Genomic DNA, 20,840 nt, shown 5'->3' with positions numbered 1-20,840 from the left:
TTCCGATCGGTAGCCACCGTGTCCGGCGTGTGGTCCATCGTTTGGGCGATACGGCCATGCGCACTGCACACTTTCGCTAACTTGTGCACATGACAGACCTGACCGGCAAGGTCGCCTACGTCACGGGGGCGGCCCGCGGGCAGGGTCGCGCGCACTGTGTGCGGCTGGCACGTGCAGGCGCCGACATCGTGGCCATCGATGCCTGCGCGCCGGTGGCCACCCACAACGGCTACGCCGCGTCCACCCCGGAGGACCTCGCCGAGACCGTCCGGCTGGTGGAGAACGAAGGCCGCAAGATCCTGGCCCGCGAGGTCGACGTTCGAGACGCCGCAGGACAATTGGACATCGTCGCCGACGCCGTCAGTCAGTTCGGCCGGCTCGACATCGTGGTCGCCAACGCCGGGGTGCTGAACTGGGGCAGGCTGTGGGAGATCTCAGCCGAGCAGTGGCAGCAGACTCTCGATGTCAACCTCACCGGAGTGTGGAACACCATCAAGGCGGTGGTACCGCCGATGATCGCCGCCGGCAATGGCGGGTCGATCATCACCATCAGCTCCGCGGCGGGCATCAAAGCCGTCCCGGGCTGCGGGCATTACTGCGCCAGCAAGTTCGGCGTGGTGGGGCTGACCAATTCACTGGCCGTCGAGCTGGGTGAGTTCGGCATCCGCGTCAACTCCGTGCACCCGTACGGCACCAACACCCCGATGGGCAACGACGTGTCGATGTACCAGACGTTCGCCGACCATCCCCACTACATTCACAGTTTCTCCCCCGGCGCCCTGCCCACCGAATCACTGGCCGATCCGAATTTGATCTCCGACATCGTGCTGTGGCTGGCCGGCGACTCCTCGTCGCTGGTGACCGCCGCCCAGATCCCCGCGGACAAGGGCTATCTGAAGATCTGACAGCCCGCTGTCAGCGGTAGGCGACCTGCAGATCCTTGATGCCGTTGATCCAACCCGACCGCAGCCGCTGTGGCTCCCCCAGGACGGTGATGTCGGGAATCAGGTCGGCGATGGCCTCGAAGATCAGCCGGATCTCGGTTCGCGCGAGGTTGGCGCCGATGCAGTAATGAATTCCGTTGCCGCCGAAGCCCAGATGCGGGTTCGGGCTTCGGGTGATGTCGAACTGATGCGGCCGGTCGAACACGTCCTCGTCGAAATTGGCTGAGCTGTAGAACAATCCGACCCGCTGCCCCTGGCGGACGGTGACGTCACCCACCCGCGTGTCGGCCAGGGCGGTGCGCTGGAAACAGTGCACCGGTGTCGCCCAGCGCACGATCTCGTCGACCGCGGTGGCCGGACGCTCACGTTTGTACAGCTCCCATTGTTCTGGGTGGCGCGCGAATGCGAGCATGCCGTGCGTCATGGCATTGCGGGTGGTTTCGTTGCCGGCCACCGCCAGCAGGATGACGAAGAACGCGAATTCGACGTCGCCGAGCGAGTCGCCGTCGACGTCGGCCTCGATGAGCCTGGTCACGATGTCGTCGGCCGGGTTGCGCCTGCGCTCCTCGGCCATGGCGTAGGCGTAGCCCATCAGTTCGGCATTGGCCACCGCGGGATCGACGTCGTTGAAGTCGGGGTCGTCGGTGTTCATGATCGAGTTGGTCCAGTCGAACAGTTTGCGCCGGTCGGCGTCGGGGACGCCGATCAGATCGGCGATCGCTGCCAGCGGCAGCCCCATGGCGATGTCGTCGACGAAGTTGCCCGTGCCCTTGGCGGCGGCGTCGGTGACGATCTGCCGTGCGGTGTGCTGCAGCGTCTGCTCCAGCGCTGCCACCGCGCGTGGGGTGAACAGACGTGACACCAGCTTTCGCAGCCGGGTGTGCTCAGGCGGGTCGTGATTGACCAGCAGCGCCTTGGTGAGGTCGAGCTGATCGGCGGTCACACTGTCCGGCAGCCGCATGACGGCACCTTTGGCATTGGTGCTCCACACCTCGCCGTCGCGCGAGATCTGCTTGATGTCTTCATGTTTGGTGATCACCCAGTACCCGTCGTCACCGAAGATGGAGGCGCCGGGCGGCTGCTGGTTCCACCACACCGGTGAAGTGCGGCGCAGTTCGGCGAACTGCTCGACCGGGATCCCGTTTTCCAGGATCTCCGGGGAGGTGAAGTCGAAACCCGCGCCGAAACGCAGGTTGTCATCGGTGACCGTCATCGCGTTCCTCTCGAGGGACCGCCGAGAATTTCTGGACAACTGTATGAAATATCTCTAGCAGATTAGCCGTCGCCGCCACCGCTGACAAGACAGCACAGGGCACCTGCATGGTCTGTCCCCCGTTATTCTGGGGGTCGTGTCCAGCGAAGCCGTCGCAGATCCGCGCCCCGTATCGAGCGCGACACGAAAACGGGACCGCCGCCCCGAACAGACCATCCGCAAGGTCCTCGACGCGGGATTCGACGAGCTGCGCCAGACGTCGTTCAGTGCGTTGACGATGCGCACCGTGGCCGCCAGGGCCGGGGTGTCACCGGCGAGCGCCTACACCTACTTCCCCTCCAAGAGCGCCCTGGTGGCGGCGATCTACCTGCGGCTGCTCCGTGACGCACCCGTCCACACCGACGTCAACCAGACCACCAGGACCCGGGTCAGCACCACCTTGCGCGAGATGGCCCTCGTCGTCGCAGACGAACCCGAACTGACCGCGGCGTGCAGCGCGGCGCTGATGGCCGACGACCCCGCGGTGACTCCGATCCGGGAACAGATCGGCACCGAGGTGATCACCCGGATCCAGGCTTCGCTGGGGCCGGGCTGGCCGCCCACGGTGGCCACCACCTTGCTGATGACGTTCGCGGGCGCGTTGATGACGGCACGCTTCCTGTCGTTCCACCAGATCGCCGATCAACTCGACGCCGCGGTGGCCCTCGTTCTCGGTGCGGACTGAACGCCCCTGAATCAGAACACCACGGTCTGGTTGCCATACCGGATGATCCGGTCCTCGCAATGCCAGAGCACGGCGCGGGAGAGCACGGCACGTTCCACGTCGGCCCCGAGCCGCACCAGGTCGTCGACGCCGTGGCGGTGATCCACCCGCACCACGTCCTGTTCGATGATCGGGCCTTCGTCGAGGTCCTCGGTGACGTAATGTGCCGTCGCCCCAACGAGTTTGACACCACGCTCCCTGGCCCGGCGATACGGTGCGGCGCCGATGAACGCGGGCAGGAACGAATGGTGGATGTTGATGACCGGACATCCCACCTCGGCGAGAAACGCCGGGGTGAGGATCTGCATGTAGCGCGCGAGCACTACCAGATCGACATTGCCCCGCAGCATGTCGAGCATCCGCGCTTCCGCCTCGGCGCGGATGTCCCGGTGTGCCGGGACGTGGATGAAGGGGACACCGAACGGCCGGACCTGGTCGGCGAGGTCAGCGTGATTGGCGATCACCATCACCACCGACATGTCGAGCTCACCCCGGCGGTTACGCCACAGCAGATCCAACAGGCAGTGATCCTCCCGCGACGCGAGGATGGCGACCCGCTTGGGACGTGAGGCATCGGTGAGCCGGAAATCGATGGCGAACGGTTCGGCCACCTCGCGGGCGAACCCGTCCCGGAGTTCGTCGCGTGCCGCGGTGAGACCGGGGAGATGGAAGATGGTGCGCTGCATGAAAATCCCGCCGGACTGCTCCGTGGCATGCTGATCGAGTGAGATGATGTTGGCGCCCACCCCGGTCAGGTACGAACTCACGGCCGCCACCAACCCGGACCGGTCTTCACAGCGCAGCAGAAGGCGTCCGATGTCCTTGGTCTCGTAGGCATCCTTGGTGCGCGGAAACTGCTGCTGCGATTCGTCCCGTGGCATCCGTCAAGGGTCGCATCCTCACAGACGCAATGCATCGGCGGTCTGCTCCGCGATCACCGGACCCAGGGTCATCCCCCGCCCCCCGGGACCGGTGACCACCCAGACGGAGTTGTCCACCTGCCTGCGGCACACCAGCTCTGCGGGGTCGATGCACTGGCTGTACACCCCCGCCCAGCGCCGCACCACGGCCGGCAGCGGCCGGCCCAACAGGGCTTCGACGACCTCGCGCAGGTAGTCATACGGTGCCTCGTCGACATCGAAGGGGAACGGTTCGTCGTACTCGTGGGTGTCGCCGATGGTCAGGCCCCCGTGCAGTCGTTGCACACACAGCAACTGCATGTGATTGTCCGCCGCCACCGGCGCCTGGGGTTCGGCGGCCCGCAACGCCTCCAGCGCCGGTCCACCGAAGCCCGGGTAGTACCGCATGCTGTCGCCGTCGGCAATCGCGGTGGTCAGCTCCTCGCCGAGCGGCGCGGTCTGCATCATCTGCAGGCGCACCCGCCGCACCGGGAGGTCACCGGCGAGTTCGCGCAGCAAACCGGTATGGGCAGCACCCGGGCAGACCACCACCACGTCGGCGTCGTGCACCCGGCCGCGATCGTCGGTGACCGTGCCACCGCGGACACTGCGCGCCTCGGTGCCGCCGTGAAAGGTGTAGCGGCCGCTGGCCTCGGCGAACGCACGCATCGCAGGCAACGCGACGCGGGACTCGACGGCGGCGTCCTGGGTGCACAGCAGCCCGCCGGCGAATTCGCCCCGCAGCGCGGGGTTGACCCGGCGCACCTGGTCGGGATCCAGCAGTTCGAAGCCGCGGGCGTCGGCATCATGGCGCGCGAGGGCCTCGGCGGCCACCGCCATCTCGGCCTCGGAACGCATGATGGTGATCGAGCCGTTGGCCCGGAAGCCGATCTCGGGGATCTTGGCGCCGAGATCGGACCAGAGCTCACGGGAACGCAGCGCCGCCGTGAGTTCGTGTTCGGCGCGCCCCGACACCCACACCAGGCCGAAGTTACGTACCGTGGCGCCGCGGGCCTGCTGTTCACGTTCGAGTTGGATGACGTGGTGACCGCGCGAAATCGCTTCCAGGGCATGGGCGGTGCCGAGTATCCCGCCACCGATGATGATGATCTTCACTGAGTTCCTTGACTGTCAGGGCCTGATCGAGGTGCGAAGCAGACCAGGTGCGGGACGGACGAAAGCCCGGTTGATGGCATCCAGCGGCAGGGGTGCGGCGATCAGCGACTCCCAGGGGTAACGGCCGAGCGTCCTGTCGAGCAGGTCCACGGCCGCTTCGAGATGCCGGGGCTCGTAGTTGTGCACGCCCGTGATGGTCAGCCACCGGCGCACCACCGCTTCGGGATCCACCGGGATCGCCGGACCCGGCATCACCGAACCGGCCAGCACCAGTCGCCCACCGACGTCCAGGCGTGCGAGCGCGTCACCGATGGCCGCAGCCGCGCCGGAGAAGTCGACAGCGGCGTCGATGGTTTCACCCGAATCCGGGGCAGCCCCGAATTTCCGCGCGGTCTCCACCCGCACCGGATCCGGGTCGGTGACCATGACGTCGGCGCCGGCATCGGTGAACGCCGCCACCGCCGCCACCCCCAGCATCCCTGCGCCGATGATCAGAACCCGTTGCCCCTCAACATTTCCCGCTGCTTCCAGCGTGGCCATCACCGTGGCGGTCGCACAGGCGGCCGGCGCGGCGACCGGGTTGGGGATGTGCTCGGGCACCGTCGCGACGGCGGTACCTCGCGGCAGCACGATGTGCTCGGCGTAGCCACCTGACAGCGCCCAGTCACCGTCGTAGGCTTCGTGGCCGACCTTGCGGACCGACAGGCATTTGGCGCTGCGTCCGGCGCGGCACCGCGAGCACCGCCCGCAGGAGACGGTGACCGACCAGATGATGCGCTCCCCTACGCCCGCCACGGCATTCGGGCCGGCCGCCACCACCGTGCCGACGGCCTCATGGCCCAGCACCGACGGGCAGGCACCGGGGCGGCGGCCGGTCACGGTGTGCAGGTCGCTGCCGCACACCGTGGCCAGTGCCACCCGTACCAGCAGGTCGCCGTCGCCGATCTCGGGGACCTCGACGCCCCTGATGTCGACGTCGGAGCCACCGGTCCACACCGCGGCGCGGGTCACACCAGGCGTGAGCGGATCCATCCGGACAACCTTTCGATGGCATAGACGATGACGAAGATGACCAGCACGATCGCTCCGGCAACGTCGAAGTTGAGTGTTCTTATCGACTCGAACAACAGGAAGCCGATGCCGCCCGCGCCGACGATGCCCAGGATCGTGGAGGTGCGGACGTTGACGTCGAACATGTACAGGGTCGACCCCACCATGGACGGCATGGCTTGGGGAATCACCGCCGAGGTCAACGTCTTCCACCAACCACCGCCGACGGAGCGTACGGCCTCCATGGGCCCGGAGTCGATCTCCTCGACGGAATCGGCCACCAGTTTCGCCAGGAACCCGATGGAGGCGATGGCCAGGGCGCAGGTGCCCGCGATGGGCCCCAGTCCCAGCGCCGCGACGAACACGACGGCCAGGATGAGCTCCGGGACCGCGCGCACCACCAGGATCCAGCCGCGCGCCACCCAGTACACCGCCGGGTGCGGAGTCACGTTGCGCGCGGCCAGGATCCCCACCGGAATGGACAGCACCACACCGATCGCGGTCGACACCACACCGATGGCCACCGTCTGCGCCGCGGCGATGAACAACTCGTTGCCGAGGGCGTCGAAGTTGGGCGGGATCATCCGGGTGAACACCTCCAATGACGGACCGACCCAGGTGAGAAGTGACAGCGGGTTGAGGTCGAGCACCACGAACGAGGCGACGGTGCTGACGATCAGCAGCGCCGAGAAGAACACCCGGGCGTAGCGGTCCCGCCGGGGATCGCCCTGCGACGCGCTCAGCAGCATCCGCCGGATGCCGATGGCCAGCAGTTCCATCGCCGCGATGATCACCAGGATCACCAGCACGATACCCAGGGCGCGGGGGTAGATCAGCCCACGCAGGGCGTCCTGGAGCGCGAAGCCGATGCCGCCGGCACCGACGAAGCCCAGCACCACCGACATCCGGAGGTTGATGTCGATGCGGTAGACGAAGGTGCCGATCCATGACGGGACCACCTGCGGGACAACAGCGTTGAGCATCTCCCGGAAGTAGCCGACACCCGTGCTGCGGACGGCTTCGCGTGGTCCGGCGTCGCTCTGCTCGATGGCGTCGGCGAACAGTTTGCCCAGCATGCCGATGGAGTGCAGCGCCAGCGCCAGGATCCCGGGCAGGACCCCGATGCCGAGGGCGCGGACGAACAGCACCGCGAACAGCAGATCGGGCATGGCCCGGCAGAACGTGATGAAAGCCCGCGCCACCGCGTACACCGCCGGGTGCGGGGTGGTGTTACGCGCCGCCATGAAGGCCAACGGCACCGAGGCGATCGCGGCCAGCACCGTCCCGAGGATGGCCATCAGCAGCGTCTCGAATGCCAGCACCCCGATACGGCCGGGGTCGTCGAGGCGCGGGGGCACCATCCGTTCGAGCAGCGCCCACACTTTGTCCAGCTCGTCGATCAGTGCCAGCGGGGCGAAGTCGATGGACCAGGCCGACACCACGGTGGCCGCCGCGGCGAGCACCGCGATGATCGGCAGCAGCCCGGGTCGCAGGGGGCGCCGCGAGCCAGACCCGGCCGGGCGGGGCTCGGTGGGCCGTTCGGCGACGATGCTCACGGTCGCCCCTGGCGCGCGGATGCCGCGTTGGTCTGTGAGACGGTGGGATCCACCCGCTGGTAGATCGCCATCACCTCATCGCGCGTCATCCCCACCGCCGGGCGGTCCAGCACCTTCTCACCGGAGCGCAGACCGACGATGCGGTGCGCCCAGCCGAGCGCGAGATCAACCTGGTGCAGCGTGCACACGACGGTGAGCTTCTCCTCGATGCAGACCCGGAACAGCAGGTCCATCACCACACCGGCGTTCTCCGGATCCAGTGAGGCCACCGGTTCGTCGGCCAGCACCAACCCCGGCCTCTGCATCAGGGTCCGGGCGATCGCCGCACGCTGCTGCTGACCACCGGACAGCGTGTCGGCACGTCGCTCGGCGTAGTCCGCCAGCCCCACCCGGTCGAGGTGTTCCAGGGCTTCGGCACGCATCCGCTTCGGGTAGGTCAGGGCGCCGTAGCGCGGAAATCCCAGGCGGCCCAACCCGCCGATGAGCACGTTCTCCAGGCAGCTGAGCCGTCCGACGAGGTTGAAGTGCTGGAACACGAAGCCGACGTTGCGGCGCAGGGCGCGCAGTTCGCGCGAGCCGGCCTGGTCCACCCGGGTGCCGCCCACCTCGACGGTCCCCGATGTGACGGGATGCAGACCGTTGAGGCAGCGCAGCAGCGTCGACTTGCCGGAGCCGGACAGACCCAGCAGCACCACCAACTCACTGCGGTGCACCTGCACCGACACGTTGTCCAGTGCCAGGGTGTCCCCGAATCGTTTGGTGACGTCCCGGGCATCGACCACGAGATCGTCGCCGGCCACGGGATGACCGGCGGTACTGGACTCGCTCACCGATCAGCCCTTGCACTTTTCGGAGCCGGTGACGTCGCAGACGTGGCGTACGCCGTCGTAGTCGGAGTCGCTGGCCGGCACCACACCCCAGGCCCGCTCGTCGGTGATGCGGCAGGCGTCACCCTCGCAGAAACCCTCGGCCTCGAAGGACGTCACGTTGGCCTTCTCGGTGAAGATGGTCTTCAGCTTGTCGACGGTCTCGGTGCCCAGGTCGTCGTTGGCGGCGAACACCGAGCCGGCGATCATCTCGGACTTCCAGACCGTCTTGAGCTGGCCCGGCTGCAGGTCGCCCTTCTCGATCATCGTGGTGTCGACCATCGTGTCGAACGCGAAGCCGGCGTCGCAGTCACCGTTGGCGATCGACAGTGCGGAGGCGTCGTGGCCGCCGGCGTAGATGGGCGTCATGGCTGCCGAGATGTCGGCCTCGGAACCCGACTTGATGACGCCGGCCTCGATCAGCCCGGCGCTCGGGTAGAGGAAGCCGGAGGTGGAACCGGGGTCGACGAAGCAGACCTTCTTGCCGGCGAAATCGTTCAGGCTGTTGATGTTTGCCTCCTCGGAGCGGGCCAGGCCGTAGGACTGGTAGCCGGGCTCCTCCCCTTCTTCGCCGATCACCGCACCCAGCGGGGTGAGCTTGGCGCCGTTGATGCCGGCCACCACGTAGGCGAACGGGCCGAAGAAGGCCAGATCGACATTGCCCGCGATCATGCCTTCCACGACGCCGGCGTAGTCCGAGGCCTGCACGAACTCCACGGTCGATCCCGTCTCCTTCTCCAGGAGCTTGATCAGCGGGTCATAACTGGCCTTCAGGTCGGTGGAGTTCTCGGCCGGAATGGCGGCCAGGGTGAGGGTTTCGGGGAAGCCCTGCTCTGTGGTGCCGGATCCGGAGTCCGAGCTCGAACACCCCGACATGACCAGGGTGGCGGCGGCGGCCAGGGTGGTGACGGACAGCAGTGCTTTGCGAGAGTTCATGGGAGCAGATCCTTTTCGAGGGGGTGGGTCAGGACGGGAGGAGCAGGCCCGGGAGTTCGGCCACGGAAGCCAGGACGTGGGTGGCTCCCGCGGCCAGGAGCGCGTCGCGGTCGTGCGCGCCGGTGAGGACACCGGCGACGATGGAGGCTCCGGCGCGGCGGCCGGAGAGAATGTCGCTTGCGGTGTCACCGACGACGGCCACCTGCGCCACGTCGTTCACACCGGTGCGCAGCAGGGCGTTGAGCACCAGGTCGGGGTAGGGCCGCCCCCGTCCGCCCTCACCGGGAGCCAGCACCAGGTCGGCCAGCTCCTCCCACCCCAGCGCGCCCAGGATGCGCGCCTGGGTGCTGGGGCTGAACCCGGTGGTGAGAACCACCCGGATGCCGGCGTTGCGCAGGGCGGTGATGGCGTCGGCGGCCCCGGGGATGGCGCGCACGCCGCCGTCGATGGAGGCGTCGTAGGCCTGTTCGAAGGCCGCATTCGCCGTCTGTGCGCGGCCCTCGTCGCCGAACAGTGCACGGAAGACCTCGATCTTGGACTGCCCCATGGTGTCCAGCACGTACTGTTGGGCGGTGGCGCGCTGCGGGCCGCTCGCGGGCAGTCCGGCAGCGGCGGCGGCCGCGTCGAAGGCCTGGAGAACCAGTCCGTCGTCGGCCACGGTGGTGCCTGCCATGTCCAGCACCACGAGTGAGATGTCAGGTGCGAATTCGCCTGCGGCCGTAGTGGGATCGGCGGCGTTGGCTTCGGTGTTGATCGACATGCGGACCACTCTGGCGGTTGGTATAGACCAAGGGGTGCCACGATGGTGGCCGGCAGATGAACAATTGTCGACAGCTTGGTCTAGACCAGTGCCTGATAATCTCGAACACGTGAGCGTCTCCGAGGAACCGAGGGTGCTGAAGCACCAGATCGTGCGTAGCCAGCTCGACGAGTTGTTGGACGGGCTGAGCCCGGGCGACGCCTTCCCCGCCGAACGCGTCCTCGCCGAACGCTACGACGTCGCCCGCGAAACCCTCCGCCAGGCCTTACGCGAACTCCTGGTCGCCGGCCGGATCGAACGTCGCGGCCGCACCACCGTCGTCGCCAAGCCCAAGGTCACCCTGCCCCTGGCCATGGGGTCCTACACCGAGGCGTCGCGGGCCAGCGGTCTCGAAACCAGCCGAATCCTGGTGGGCTGGAGCGAATTCGACGCCGACGAGGTGCTTGCCGTGCAGCTCGACATCGACCTGGGTGCGCCGATCCTGCAACTCGAGCGGGTGTTCACCACCGACGGCGCCCGCGTGGGCCTGGAGACCACCAAACTTCCCGCCGAACGCTATCCGGGCTTACGGGAGGGTTTCGACCATCGCACCTCGCTCTACGCCGAACTCGGGCGGCGCGGCATCGTCTTCGACCGCACCGTCGACACCATCGAGACCACGTTGCCCGATGCGCGCGAGGCCGCGCTGCTGACGGTCGACGCCCGCACCCCGATGTATCTGCTGAACCGGGTCTCCTACGACCCGGACGGGATCCCCATCGAACAGCGCCGCTCGCTCTATCGCGGCGACCGGATGAAATTCACCACCATCCTGGACCGCACCCAGGACGGCACCGGCCGCTAGATCCTCACGTCCGGCGGGAACTCGACCGGAAACGGCTGCCCATAGTCGGCGGACCGACCGACGGCACCCCACAGCGTCGCCTCCCGGGCCTGCCGCTGCGAGTAGTCCAGTGCCATCTCGACGGCGTTGACCCCCACCAGCAGGTGCGTCGGCGGATGTTCACGTTTGACGGCCGCGACGATGATCTGCGCGGCGCGGGCGGGGTCACCGGCCGCGCCGATCCCGCTGTCGCGCACCCGCCGGTTGAAGTCACCGACAGTTGCCTGGTACTCGTCGGGGACCTCGTGCACGGTCATCGACGGGCCTGCCCAGTCCGTGGCGAAACCGCTTGGCTCCACGACCATCACGCGCACACCGAAAGGCGCCGCCTCGACGGCCAGGACACGGCTGAAGCCGTCGACGGCGAATTTCGCCGCCTGGTACGACGCGATACCCGGGGAGCCGCCCACGCGCCCCCCGACCGACGAGAACTGGACGATGGTGCCGCTGCCCTGAGCACGAAGCACCGGAAGTGCGGCGCGCGAAACGTGGTACACACCCCAGAAATTGGTCTCGAACTGCGCGCGGAAGTCCGCCTCGTCGCCGGTCTCGATCGGCGCGACGTTGGCGTATCCCGCGTTGTTCACCACCACGTCGATCCGGCCGAATCGGGCGACGGCTGCGTTGACGGCCGCGCGGGCGGCGTCGGCGTCGGTGACATCCAGTGGGAGGGCAAGGATCGACTCGCCACCTTTGGCGACCAGATCGTCGAGGTCACCGGGTGTACGCGCGGTGGCGGCCACCTGATCACCCGCTTCCAGTGCGGCCGTGACGAGTTCGCGGCCGAAGCCGCGCGAGGAACCGGTGATGAACCAAACAGTCATGCATTTAGTACAACACCGTTGCGTTAATAGTGCAACGGTGTTGTGTAATATCTGTCCGTGGCCTCCGACACAGGTTTCCAGCGCGCGCGCTCGGCCGCGGCCAAACAGCAGCGTGAGCAGGCGATCCTGGACGCCGCCACCAGCCTGGGTACCGAGCACGGCATCCGGCAGATCACCTTGACGGACCTGGCCGCCGCCGTCGGTATGCACAAGTCCGCGCTGCTGCGTTACTTCGAGACACGCGAACAGATCTTCCTGCGGCTGACGGCCGGCGGCTGGCAGGAATGGTCACAAGCGCTGCGGGCACGCACCGTGGACATGAAAGCGCGGACCTCAGCGGCGTCCATCGCCGAGGCCATCACGGAAACACTCCTGGCGCGGCCGTTGTTCTGCGACCTCTTGGCCCAGGCTCCGCTGAACCTGGAACGCAACGTCTCCCTCGACCAGGTGCGGGCGTTCAAGCTCGTCACCCACGCCGAGGTCGACGCATTGGTCACCGAACTCCGACGGCTACGCCCGCGCCTGGCCGTCGAGGAGGCGGTGGACGTCATCGCGACTGCGACGTCGATGGCGGGCGCCCTGTGGCAGATGGCGACCCCTGCTCCGGACGTGGCCCAGCTCTACCGCAGCGACCCGAAACTGCAGCTCGCCGTATTCGATGTCAGTGCGCGCCTGACCCGGATCCTGACCGCCCTGCTCGAAGGATATTCGTAACGCTGTCTACACCGCACCAAGCGAATCCATGGTGCCGCTCGGTCATTTCGCCTCCCGCCCATAGGCTTTCGCGACGTCCGGGCTGTCCAGCCAGCCGGAGTAGGTCGGCCGGGACGGCCAGCCCTCGGGTGAGTCCAGCCACTCCTCCTGACGTCCCCACGGCAGTACGTCGACGAGCCCGAAGGTGTGGCTGAGTTGCTCGGTGCCGCGGCCGTTGGTGTGCCAGGTGCGGTAGACGGTAGCGCCGTCGCGCAGGAAGACGTTCACCGCGAAGCCCTCCCCGGGTGCCGCGTCGACGTCGGCGCCGAACGAGCTCTCCGACGACGAGTACCACGGCATCTTGTTGCCCACCTTGTCGCGATAGGCCAGGGCCTCGTCGATCGGGCCGTTGGTGACGATGACAAAACGGGCGTCGTAGTTGTCCAGGAATTCCAGCCGGGTGAACTGGGAGGTGAATCCGGTGCAGCCGCCGCACTGCCATTCGGCGCCGTCGGTCCACATGTGGTTGTAGACGATCAGCTGGGAGCGACCGGCGAACACATCGGCCAGCCGGACCGGGCCCTCCTCGCCGATGAGGGTGTACTCGGGGAGCTCCACCATGGGCAGCCGACGCCGTTGGGCGGCGATCGCGTCCAGTTCGCGGGTGGCGGCTTTCTCACGACGGCGAAGGTCTTCCAGGGCAGCACGCCAGGTCTGCACATCCACGACAGGCGGCTTCGCCGAGGCGGGGGCCGGGGCGGATTCGGTGGTCATGAGGTTTCCTCTCCGAGCACGGTTGATGTCCGACTACCCGGATAGACCTCGGCCGCGCCCGGAAGTCATCGGCAGGCCCGGTAATGTTCGCGTGAACATAGCATTACCTAACCTGCATAGTGCGCTATCCACGACCTGCAAAGGCGGTTCTCGATGATCGGAAAACGCGACGACGTCGCCGGCCTGCGGCTGCTCATCGTCGGGGCGTCGTCGGGAATCGGTCACGGTGTTGCGCTCAGCGCCGCCGAGCAGGGGGCCACGGTGGCGGTCGCCGCCCGGCGAATGGACCTGCTGACCGAGCTCGCAGCCAGCACCGGCGGCACGCCGTTCGAACTGGACGTGGCCGATGAAGCGGCCATCAAGAAGGTGGTGGCGTCGGCCGTCGAGAGCCTCGGCGGCCTCGACGCCGTGGTGTTCACCAGCACCGCGGTACCGATCGCGCACATCGAGGACACCGACGTCGCGACGTGGATGCACGCCTACCTGGTCAACGCCGTCGGAGCCAACAACGTGCTTCGCGCCGCGCTGCCGCACCTTTCCGAGCACGGGGTCGTGCTGATCACCTCGAGCCACGATGTGGGCCGGCCGCGTGCCGGCGTCGCCGCGTACAGCGCGAGCAAGGCCGCACTCGACGAGATCCTGCACTCATGGCGTAGCGAGCACCCGGACCTGTCCATAGTCCGTGTCGGTATCGGGCCGACGGAGGGCACCGAGATCTTGCGCGGGGCAGACCGCGACCTGCTGGCGGTCCTGTTCCGGTCCTGGGTCCAGCACGGTCAACTGCCCGAACAGATGTCGGCGCTGCGCGATGTCGCCGACACCCTGGTGGCCTTGGTGGCCCTGGCCCGCGCGAACGCTTCGGTGGTGCCTGAGATCGTCCAGCTGGCCCCGCGCATCGTGAAGAAGACCTAGACGCGGACCCCGGTGCCGGCATCCTCGGCGATCCACTTCCGCGCCCTCTTCGCCGCCCGCGACAGCGCACCGAGTTCGCCGAAGTAGCCGGCTACGGCGCCTACTGCGGGCAACATCCCGAGGTATTCGAACGGCGCCCGGGGATGCGGTCGCTTGGCCACCTCGTCACCCACCGCATTGAGTAGTCCCGCGAGTCTCCACAGCGCCTTGCCGATCCCCGCCGGGGTCCGCGGAATGTCCGGCGGCGGGTCAGCGGCCTCAGCGTTCCCCGGCGCGGTGAGGTCGCGACCGCACAGCACCGCGGCCAGCAGCCGCACCTGCCTCTGATGATCGGTGACGCCCAGTTCGCGTGACACCGCGCACAACACGATGGCCTGGTTGACGAAGCCCAGCAGATCCTGGACGGGCAATTGCCGGGCCAGGACGCCCAGAAAGCCGGGGAACGCAACAGCGACGTTGTTCAGCGCACCCACCCGCCAGACCCACCAGTGGATCCGCTGGTCGACATCCAGATCGTCCCAGGCGTCGGTGCCGGGGACATCGACGGCGTTGAGAACCCACCCGATGCTGCCCGCCACCTTGCCGACGGGCCCGCCGTCCTCGGTGCAGGTGCGCCGCTTGAGCCCCAACGGATCGGAGCCCCACAGCACGTCCAGCAGCGGACCGATGATCCGAACCGCAGAGCTGAGCGCGTCTTGGACTGCCGAGTCGGACAGGGTGGCCTCAGGCGCCGGCAACAAATTCACGCCTGCATGATGACCCGTACACCTGACCGGCAAACTCCGCGCGGCTCAGCGGAGGACCACCGCGGTCCACGCCTGAGGGCGATTGATTCAATCTCAGCACTGATTGATGCCAAAGTTGGGTTGGACTGGCATCGGAGCGTGCGTAGCGTGAGTGACGACCACCACACGAACAGCACTGTGTGGCGTATATCACCAACACCGGGAGTCGCACCATGGCCATCCTCGAATCCCACCGTCCGACAATCCTCACCCGCGCCGGCGCCGTGGCGGCCGCCGCGGTGATGCTGACTGCCTGCGGCGGCGTGCAGAACACCACGGGCGGCGGAAGCGATGGAGATACCTATCCGTCCGGAACCGTCGAGATGTACGTCGGGGCCTCTGCGGGCGGATCGTCCGATCTGATCAGCAGAGCGGTGTCCCGCGGGCTCGAGCAGGAGTTGGGAGCCTCCTTCCCGGTGATCAACCGCGAAGGCGCCAACGGCGCGCTCGCGGCCGCCGAGGTGGCCAACGCCGCCCCGGACGGCAAGAAGATCGCCATCCAGAACGCCTCACTGTTCGCCATCACCCCCTTGGCCGTGAGCCCTGACGAAGTCACCTCGATCGATCAGTTCGATGTGGTTCAGGGCGTGTCCCGCGATGACTACGTTCTGGTCGCGAGCCCGGCCAGCGGTCTGCGCAACCTCCAGGACGTCCAGAACGCCGGACGTCTGATCCGTTACGCCACAACCGGTGTCGGCACCGGCGCCCAACTGTCTGCCGCCCTGCTGTTCAAGACCAGCAATGTGGACGCGCAGCCGGTGCCCTTCGACGGCGGCGCCCCCGCTCTGACGGCGGTACTGGGCAATCAGGTCGACGTGGCGTCCATCCAGACCGGGGAAGCGATCGAGAACATCCAATCGGGCAAGCTGACCGCACTCGCGGTGTTCTCCCCCGAGCGCATCGAATACCTGCCCGATGTGCCCACCGCCAAGGAACAGGGCCTTGATGTCGAGGTGACGCAGTACCGCTTCATGACGGTTCCCAAGGGCACGCCGCAGGAGGTGAAGGACCGGCTCGTCGAGGGGCTGGAGGCGACGTTCGCCACCGACGAGTACAAGGAGTTCAACAAGCAGAACAGCTTGACGCCCATGGAGATACCGGGTGAGGAAGTGCTCACCCGACTCCAGGAGGACCAGAAGCGTTACGCGGACCTGGTCACGCAGTACGGCATCTCCATGCGTGAGAGCTGAGCGGCAGCCCCCCATGAACGACGTCCCCGGGCGCCCGGCACACCCGCATACGCGCGATGTGCTGGAGGAGGTCGAAGCCGAGATCGCTCACGAACTCGACGAAGAGCGACCCCCTGAAGGCGGATACCCCTATCAAATAATCTCCGGCACAGTCGGATTGCTCCTCGGCATCACCGGCGCGGTGCTGTCCTACGGCTACGGGCTGGGCTCGCTGCCAGAGCCCGGCCCCGGAACCTGGCCGTTCGTCGTCAGCGTGGCGGTCGCCGCACTGTCGGCCGTGCTGCTGGTGGTCGGCCGCCGACTGCACGACACCGAGGCGTTCACCCGCAGCAGCGTCCTGCCGGCCGTCGGCGCCGTCTCGTTTCTGGCGTTCGGAGCGCTGCTGCCCGTGACGGGGTTCGAGATTCCCGCGCTGGCCCTCTGTGTGCTCTGGATGCGGTTCCTCGGACGCGAGAGTTGGCGCAGCACACTGATCGTCAGCGTGCTGACCACCGTTGCGTTCTACTTCCTGTTCCTTTACGGGCTGCGGATCCCGTTGCCCCATCTCATTGCGTTCTGACTGCGAGCCACCATGGATTTCAATGCAGTGATCGACGGGTTCGCCCTCGTCACCGAGCCCAAGAACATGCTGTACTGCCTCATCGGCGTCCTGATCGGCATGATCATCGGCGTGCTGCCGGGGCTCGGACCCGCCGCCACCATCGCCATCCTGCTGCCGATCACCTACGGCATCAATCCGGTGGCGGCCATCATCATGCTGGCCGGTATCTACTACGGGGCCCAATACGGCGGCACCATCACCTCGGTGCTGTTGCGATTACCCGGCGAAGCATCCTCGGTGGTCACCGTGTTCGACGGCTTCGCCCTGGCCAAACAGGGCAAGGCCGGCACCGCGCTGGGCATCGCCGCCATCGGTTCCTTTGTGGGCGCCACGATCTCGATCATCGGGCTGTCCCTGCTCGCACCGGTGATCGCGGCGTTCGCCCTCGACTTCGGGCCACCGGAGTACGCCGCGCTGGCACTGTTCGGAGTGTTCCTCGTCGCGGCCATCGGCAGCGGCAACATCGTCAAGTCCCTCATCGCGGCCTCCGTCGGACTACTGCTGGCAACCGTCGGCCGTGACAGTTTCAGCGGAGCCTCCCGATTCACCTTCGACAGCCTGCAACTGGCCGACGGGATCGATTTCGTGATCGTGGCGATGGGGCTGTTCGGCGTCGGTGAGATCCTGTACAACCTCGAACAGCGGCACGGCCGGCCACACGTTCCGGCCAAGATCGGCAACGTCTGGCCGTCACGCAAAGAACTCAAGCAGTCCTCCGGGGCGATCGGCCGCGGCTCCGTCATCGGTTTCATCCTGGGCGTGCTGCCCGGCGGTGGCGCGGTGCTGTCGTCTCTGGTCGCCTACGCCGTGGAGAAGAAGCGTTCCAAGACACCCGAACGGTTCGGCCGCGGTGCCGTAGAAGGTGTGGCCGCGCCGGAAACCGCCAACAACGCCGCCGCCACGTCCTCGTTCATCCCGCTGCTGACCATCGGTATCCCCGCCAACGCCACGATGGCGATGCTGTTCGGCGCCCTGCTCATCCTGGGCATCTCCCCCGGCCCACAACTGGTCGACGAACACCCCGACCTGTTCTGGGGCGTCATCAACTCGATGTACCTGGGCAATTTGTTGTTGCTGCTGCTGAGCATCCCGCTGGTCGGCGTGTTCGTCCGCATCCTGCGGATCCGTCCGGCGATCCTGGCTCCGATCACCGCCCTGATCACCCTTCTCGGCGTCTACACCATCAACAACTCCACCTTCGACATCTTCGTCATGGTCGCCTTCGGCATCGTCGGCTATCTGATGAAGAAGACCGGATTCGATCCCGGCCCGATGGTCCTGGCGTTCGTCCTGGGCTCACTGGTGGAATCCAATGTCCGGCGCTCCCTGCTGATCTTCGACGGCGATCCCACCGGATTCGTCACCCGGCCCATCTCCGGAACCATCTTCGCCGTGCTGTTCCTGGCGGTTCTGCTGCCCCTGATCCGGCGTGTTCTCGCCCGGCGGCGAGACCGTAGAAGTGACGACGAATCCACCCCTACAAAGAAAGTCGGTGTCTGATGACTCCCGCCGAAGTCGCCGCGCGTCTGGGCTCGGGCCTGCTGTCCTTCCCGATCACTCATCTGCGAAGCGATCAGACGTTCGACGAGGACGCCTACCGCGACAACATCGCCTGGCTGAGTCAGTACGCCGGACACCACAAGGGTGTGGCCGGGCTCTTCGCCGCCGGTGGCACCGGCGAATTCTTCTCCTTGAGACCGGACGAGGTGCAGCAGGTGGTGTCGGCGGCGGTGGGCGAAGCCCCGGACGGGTTACCCGTGGTGGCACCCGCCGGATACGGAACCGCGATCGCCGTGGAGATGGTCCGGGACGCCGAAGCCGCTGGCGCACACGGAATCCTGCTCTTTCCGCCTTACCTGACCGAGGCCAGCCAGGACGGCCTGGTGGCGCACGTGCAGCAGGTGTGCGCGGCCACCCGCCTCGGTGTGATCATCTACTCGCGCGCCAACGCCATCTACTCGGAGACCGCCGTTGCGCGACTGGCCGAATCCTGTCCGAACCTGGTCGGCTTCAAGGACGGCTACGGCAACATCGAGTTGATGACGCGGATCTACGCGGGCATCGGAGACCGGCTCACCTACATCGGCGGGTTGCCTACCGCCGAGATGTTCGCACTGCCCTACCTGAAACTCGGCGTGACGACCTACTCCTCGGCGATCTTCAATTTCGTCCCGCAATTCGCCCTCGACTTCTACGCCGCGGTGCGCCGGGAAGACTCACCCTGGGTGATCAACGCGCTCAACGAGTTCGTCATCCCCTACTGCAACATCCGCAACCGCAAGGCCGGGTATGCCGTCAGCATCATCAAGGCGGGCATGAATGTCATCGGACGCCCGGCGGGTCCCGTACGGCCGCCGCTGACCGATCTCGAGGCAGACGAGGCCGCCGAACTGGCAGATCTGATCAAGAAGGTGACATGAGCACTCCCTCGACCACCGAGCAACTCACCGGCGCGAGTCTCATCGGGTCGGCCGACTTTCACGACGGCCCGGAGTTCCGTCCGGTGAACCCGGCAACCGGCGAACAACTCGACCCGGTCTACCACGACGCCGGTAGCGCCGACGTGGACCGCGCGGCCGCCCTGGCATGGGAGGCGTTCGACGCCTACCGACACACCAGCATCGAGCAGCGATCGGCGTTCCTGGAAACCATCGCAGCCGAGGTGGGCGCCCTGGGCGACACCCTGATCGCCAGGGTCACCGCGGAGACGGGCATTCCGGCGGCCCGGGTGGCCGGCGAATTGGCCCGCACCACAGGTCAACTGCGAATGTTCGCCGACGTGCTGCGGGAGGGTTCCTGGCTGCAGGCCCGGCTCGATCACCCCGACCCGGACCGCACGCCCCTGCCCAAACCCGACCTGCGTCAGCGTTCCGTGCCGGTGGGGCCCGTGGCGGTGTTCGCCGCCAGCAACTTCCCGCTGGCGTTCTCGGTCGCCGGTGGTGACACGGCGTCGGCACTGGCCGCCGGTGCGCCGGTGATCGTGAAGGCGCATCCAGGTCATCCGGGGACCTCCGAGATGGTGGGCCGCGCGGTCCGCAGAGCCGTTGCCGCGCACGGACTTCCGGAGGGCACTTTCTCGTTGCTGATCAGCGAGGGCTTGGGCGCCGGAGTCGCGCTGGTATCGGACCCTCGCATCAGCGCGGTCGGGTTCACCGGTTCGCGGCGCGGCGGACTGGCATTGGTGGCCGCCGCCGCCGCGCGTCCGGTTCCCATTCCCGTCTACGCCGAGATGTCAAGTATCAACCCGGTGTTCCTGCTGCCCCAAGCGCTTGCGCAGAATGCGGACAACCTCGGCCGCGCCTACGTCGGCTCGATGATGACCGGCGTCGGGCAGCTGTGCACCAGCCCCGGTCTGCTGTTCCTCGCCGACTGTCCCGACGCCGACACCTTCATCACCTCGGCGGCGAAGGCGCTGGCCGAGGCGCCGGGCGGGGCGATGCTCAACTCCACCATCGCCACCACATTCACCGAGGCCGCCGCCAGGGCGGCAGCCACCCCGGGCGTCGAAGCGGTGGCCCGCGGATCCGTCGACGCCGGCCCCAGCTGTGGTGGCGCCGCCCAGTTGTTGGTCACCACGGCCGACGACTTCCTCCGGCACCCACACCTTTCCGAGGAGGTGTTCGGCCCGTCCTCGCTGATCGTGAGAACCCCCGAGGCCCAACTCGCCGCGGTCACCGGCGCGCTGGAAGGTCAGCTGACCGCCACTGTGCATGCAGCGCCCGCCGACCACCCGCGCGTCGCCGAACTGCTGCCCCGCCTGGAGCTCATCGCCGGACGCATCGTGTTCAACGGTTGGCCCACCGGGGTGGAAGTCGGTCATGCGACGGTGCACGGCGGCCCGTTTCCGGCGACCTCCGCGCCGGCCACGACGTCCGTCGGCAGCAGGGCGATCGAGCGTTTTCTGCGTCCGGTGGCCTACCAGAACCTGCCCGACGAACTTCTGCCCGCCGAGATCCAACACACCAACCCACTCGACGTTCCGCAACGCATCGACGGCCGCCTGCCGCACTGATCACACCTCCGAGGAGACCCATGACAACGCCCGCCGTCCACCACAAACCCACCAGCGCCCTGT

Annotated in this window: 21 protein-coding genes; 10 read left to right on the top strand and 11 right to left on the bottom strand. The window is 67.3% G+C overall.

Annotated elements, in window-relative coordinates; genetic code table 11:
- Positions 1 to 89: 89 nt before the first annotated feature.
- Entirely contained in the window at positions 90 to 905 is an 816-nt protein-coding gene (locus tag NL241_RS12345; RefSeq protein ID WP_494397688.1) for a mycofactocin-coupled SDR family oxidoreductase, read from the top strand.
- 10 nt (positions 906 to 915) lie between these two features.
- On the opposite strand, the gene NL241_RS12340 is transcribed toward NL241_RS12345, so the two are convergent.
- Positions 916 to 2,157, bottom strand: coding sequence for a cytochrome P450 (locus tag NL241_RS12340; RefSeq protein ID WP_494397687.1), 1,242 nt, complete (start codon positions 2,155 to 2,157; stop codon positions 916 to 918).
- A 136-nt stretch (positions 2,158 to 2,293) separates the two neighbouring features.
- Here NL241_RS12340 and NL241_RS12335 point away from each other — a divergent pair, with 136 nt between their 5' ends.
- Positions 2,294 to 2,881: a TetR/AcrR family transcriptional regulator gene (locus NL241_RS12335; protein ID WP_487688653.1), complete on the top strand. Its 588-nt coding sequence runs from the start codon at positions 2,294 to 2,296 to the stop codon at positions 2,879 to 2,881.
- A gap of 11 nt (positions 2,882 to 2,892) precedes the next feature.
- Here the strand turns inward: NL241_RS12335 and purU are convergent, their stop codons facing one another.
- Genes purU through NL241_RS12300 form a run of 7 tightly spaced genes read right to left on the bottom strand, consistent with a single transcriptional unit; the run spans position 2,893 to position 10,103 of the window.
- Positions 2,893 to 3,801, bottom strand: coding sequence for a formyltetrahydrofolate deformylase (gene purU, locus NL241_RS12330; RefSeq protein WP_494397686.1), 909 nt, complete (start codon positions 3,799 to 3,801; stop codon positions 2,893 to 2,895).
- Positions 3,802 to 3,819: 18 nt separating this feature from the next.
- Complete coding sequence (locus tag NL241_RS12325) at positions 3,820 to 4,935, bottom strand: TIGR03364 family FAD-dependent oxidoreductase (protein WP_494397685.1); 1,116 nt, start codon at positions 4,933 to 4,935, stop codon at positions 3,820 to 3,822.
- 15 nt (positions 4,936 to 4,950) lie between these two features.
- Positions 4,951 to 5,967 (bottom strand): zinc-binding dehydrogenase, encoded by a 1,017-nt coding sequence (locus tag NL241_RS12320; protein WP_494397684.1) that lies wholly within the window; start codon positions 5,965 to 5,967, stop codon positions 4,951 to 4,953.
- The gene (gene phnE / locus NL241_RS12315; RefSeq protein ID WP_494397683.1) at positions 5,943 to 7,541 is read right to left on the bottom strand and encodes a phosphonate ABC transporter, permease protein PhnE; all 1,599 of its coding nucleotides are present in this window, start codon (positions 7,539 to 7,541) and stop codon (positions 5,943 to 5,945) included. Before phnE ends, NL241_RS12320 begins: the two co-directional genes overlap by 25 nt.
- Positions 7,538 to 8,371, bottom strand: a complete 834-nt coding sequence (gene phnC, locus NL241_RS12310) for a phosphonate ABC transporter ATP-binding protein (protein WP_487688639.1) — start codon at positions 8,369 to 8,371, stop codon at positions 7,538 to 7,540. Before phnC ends, phnE begins: the two co-directional genes overlap by 4 nt.
- 3 nt (positions 8,372 to 8,374) lie before the next feature.
- Positions 8,375 to 9,343 (bottom strand): phosphate/phosphite/phosphonate ABC transporter substrate-binding protein, encoded by a 969-nt coding sequence (locus tag NL241_RS12305; protein ID WP_487688636.1) that lies wholly within the window; start codon positions 9,341 to 9,343, stop codon positions 8,375 to 8,377.
- Between the two features lie 28 nt (positions 9,344 to 9,371).
- Complete coding sequence (locus NL241_RS12300; RefSeq protein ID WP_494397682.1) at positions 9,372 to 10,103, bottom strand: phosphonatase-like hydrolase; 732 nt, start codon at positions 10,101 to 10,103, stop codon at positions 9,372 to 9,374.
- Between the two features lie 109 nt (positions 10,104 to 10,212).
- On the opposite strand from NL241_RS12300, the gene NL241_RS12295 reads away from it, so the two are divergent.
- A complete protein-coding gene (locus NL241_RS12295; RefSeq protein WP_487688630.1) occupies positions 10,213 to 10,947 on the top strand; it encodes a GntR family transcriptional regulator in 735 nt (244 codons plus the stop codon).
- Here NL241_RS12295 and NL241_RS12290 read toward each other — a convergent pair.
- Positions 10,944 to 11,810, bottom strand: a complete 867-nt coding sequence (locus NL241_RS12290) for an SDR family NAD(P)-dependent oxidoreductase (protein WP_487688627.1) — start codon at positions 11,808 to 11,810, stop codon at positions 10,944 to 10,946. The two genes, NL241_RS12295 and NL241_RS12290, sit on opposite strands and share 4 nt — an antisense overlap.
- Before the next feature lie 57 nt (positions 11,811 to 11,867).
- On the opposite strand from NL241_RS12290, the gene NL241_RS12285 reads away from it, so the two are divergent.
- The gene (locus tag NL241_RS12285) at positions 11,868 to 12,524 is read left to right on the top strand and encodes a TetR/AcrR family transcriptional regulator (RefSeq protein WP_494397681.1); all 657 of its coding nucleotides are present in this window, start codon (positions 11,868 to 11,870) and stop codon (positions 12,522 to 12,524) included.
- A gap of 42 nt (positions 12,525 to 12,566) precedes the next feature.
- Here the strand turns inward: NL241_RS12285 and NL241_RS12280 are convergent, their stop codons facing one another.
- Complete coding sequence (locus NL241_RS12280) at positions 12,567 to 13,277, bottom strand: DUF899 domain-containing protein (protein ID WP_494397680.1); 711 nt, start codon at positions 13,275 to 13,277, stop codon at positions 12,567 to 12,569.
- Between the two features lie 153 nt (positions 13,278 to 13,430).
- On the opposite strand from NL241_RS12280, the gene NL241_RS12275 reads away from it, so the two are divergent.
- A complete protein-coding gene (locus NL241_RS12275; RefSeq protein ID WP_494397679.1) occupies positions 13,431 to 14,189 on the top strand; it encodes an SDR family oxidoreductase in 759 nt (252 codons plus the stop codon).
- Here NL241_RS12275 and NL241_RS12270 read toward each other — a convergent pair.
- Positions 14,186 to 14,935 (bottom strand): hypothetical protein, encoded by a 750-nt coding sequence (locus NL241_RS12270; protein WP_494397678.1) that lies wholly within the window; start codon positions 14,933 to 14,935, stop codon positions 14,186 to 14,188. The two genes, NL241_RS12275 and NL241_RS12270, sit on opposite strands and share 4 nt — an antisense overlap.
- 212 nt (positions 14,936 to 15,147) lie before the next feature.
- On the opposite strand from NL241_RS12270, the gene NL241_RS12265 reads away from it, so the two are divergent.
- From NL241_RS12265 to NL241_RS12245, 5 genes are read left to right on the top strand one after another with little or no spacing between them, the layout of a single operon-like run.
- Entirely contained in the window at positions 15,148 to 16,164 is a 1,017-nt protein-coding gene (locus NL241_RS12265) for a tripartite tricarboxylate transporter substrate binding protein (RefSeq protein WP_487688614.1), read from the top strand.
- Positions 16,165 to 16,177: 13 nt separating this feature from the next.
- Positions 16,178 to 16,723: a tripartite tricarboxylate transporter TctB family protein gene (locus NL241_RS12260; protein ID WP_494397677.1), complete on the top strand. Its 546-nt coding sequence runs from the start codon at positions 16,178 to 16,180 to the stop codon at positions 16,721 to 16,723.
- A gap of 12 nt (positions 16,724 to 16,735) precedes the next feature.
- Complete coding sequence (locus tag NL241_RS12255; RefSeq protein WP_494397676.1) at positions 16,736 to 18,265, top strand: tripartite tricarboxylate transporter permease; 1,530 nt, start codon at positions 16,736 to 16,738, stop codon at positions 18,263 to 18,265.
- Complete coding sequence (gene kdgD, locus NL241_RS12250; protein WP_487688606.1) at positions 18,265 to 19,185, top strand: 5-dehydro-4-deoxyglucarate dehydratase; 921 nt, start codon at positions 18,265 to 18,267, stop codon at positions 19,183 to 19,185. Before NL241_RS12255 ends, kdgD begins: the two co-directional genes overlap by 1 nt.
- On the top strand, positions 19,182 to 20,777 hold the full coding sequence (locus tag NL241_RS12245; RefSeq protein ID WP_494397675.1) for an aldehyde dehydrogenase (NADP(+)): 1,596 nt from the start codon (positions 19,182 to 19,184) through the stop codon (positions 20,775 to 20,777). The genes kdgD and NL241_RS12245 overlap by 4 nt, the downstream gene beginning before the upstream one ends.
- Positions 20,778 to 20,840 lie beyond the last annotated feature (63 nt).

The organism is Mycolicibacterium sp. SMGY-1XX (assembly GCF_059132455.1).
The sequence above is the reverse complement of the archived record's forward strand: the minus strand, read 5'-3'. Positions and strand labels throughout refer to the sequence as shown.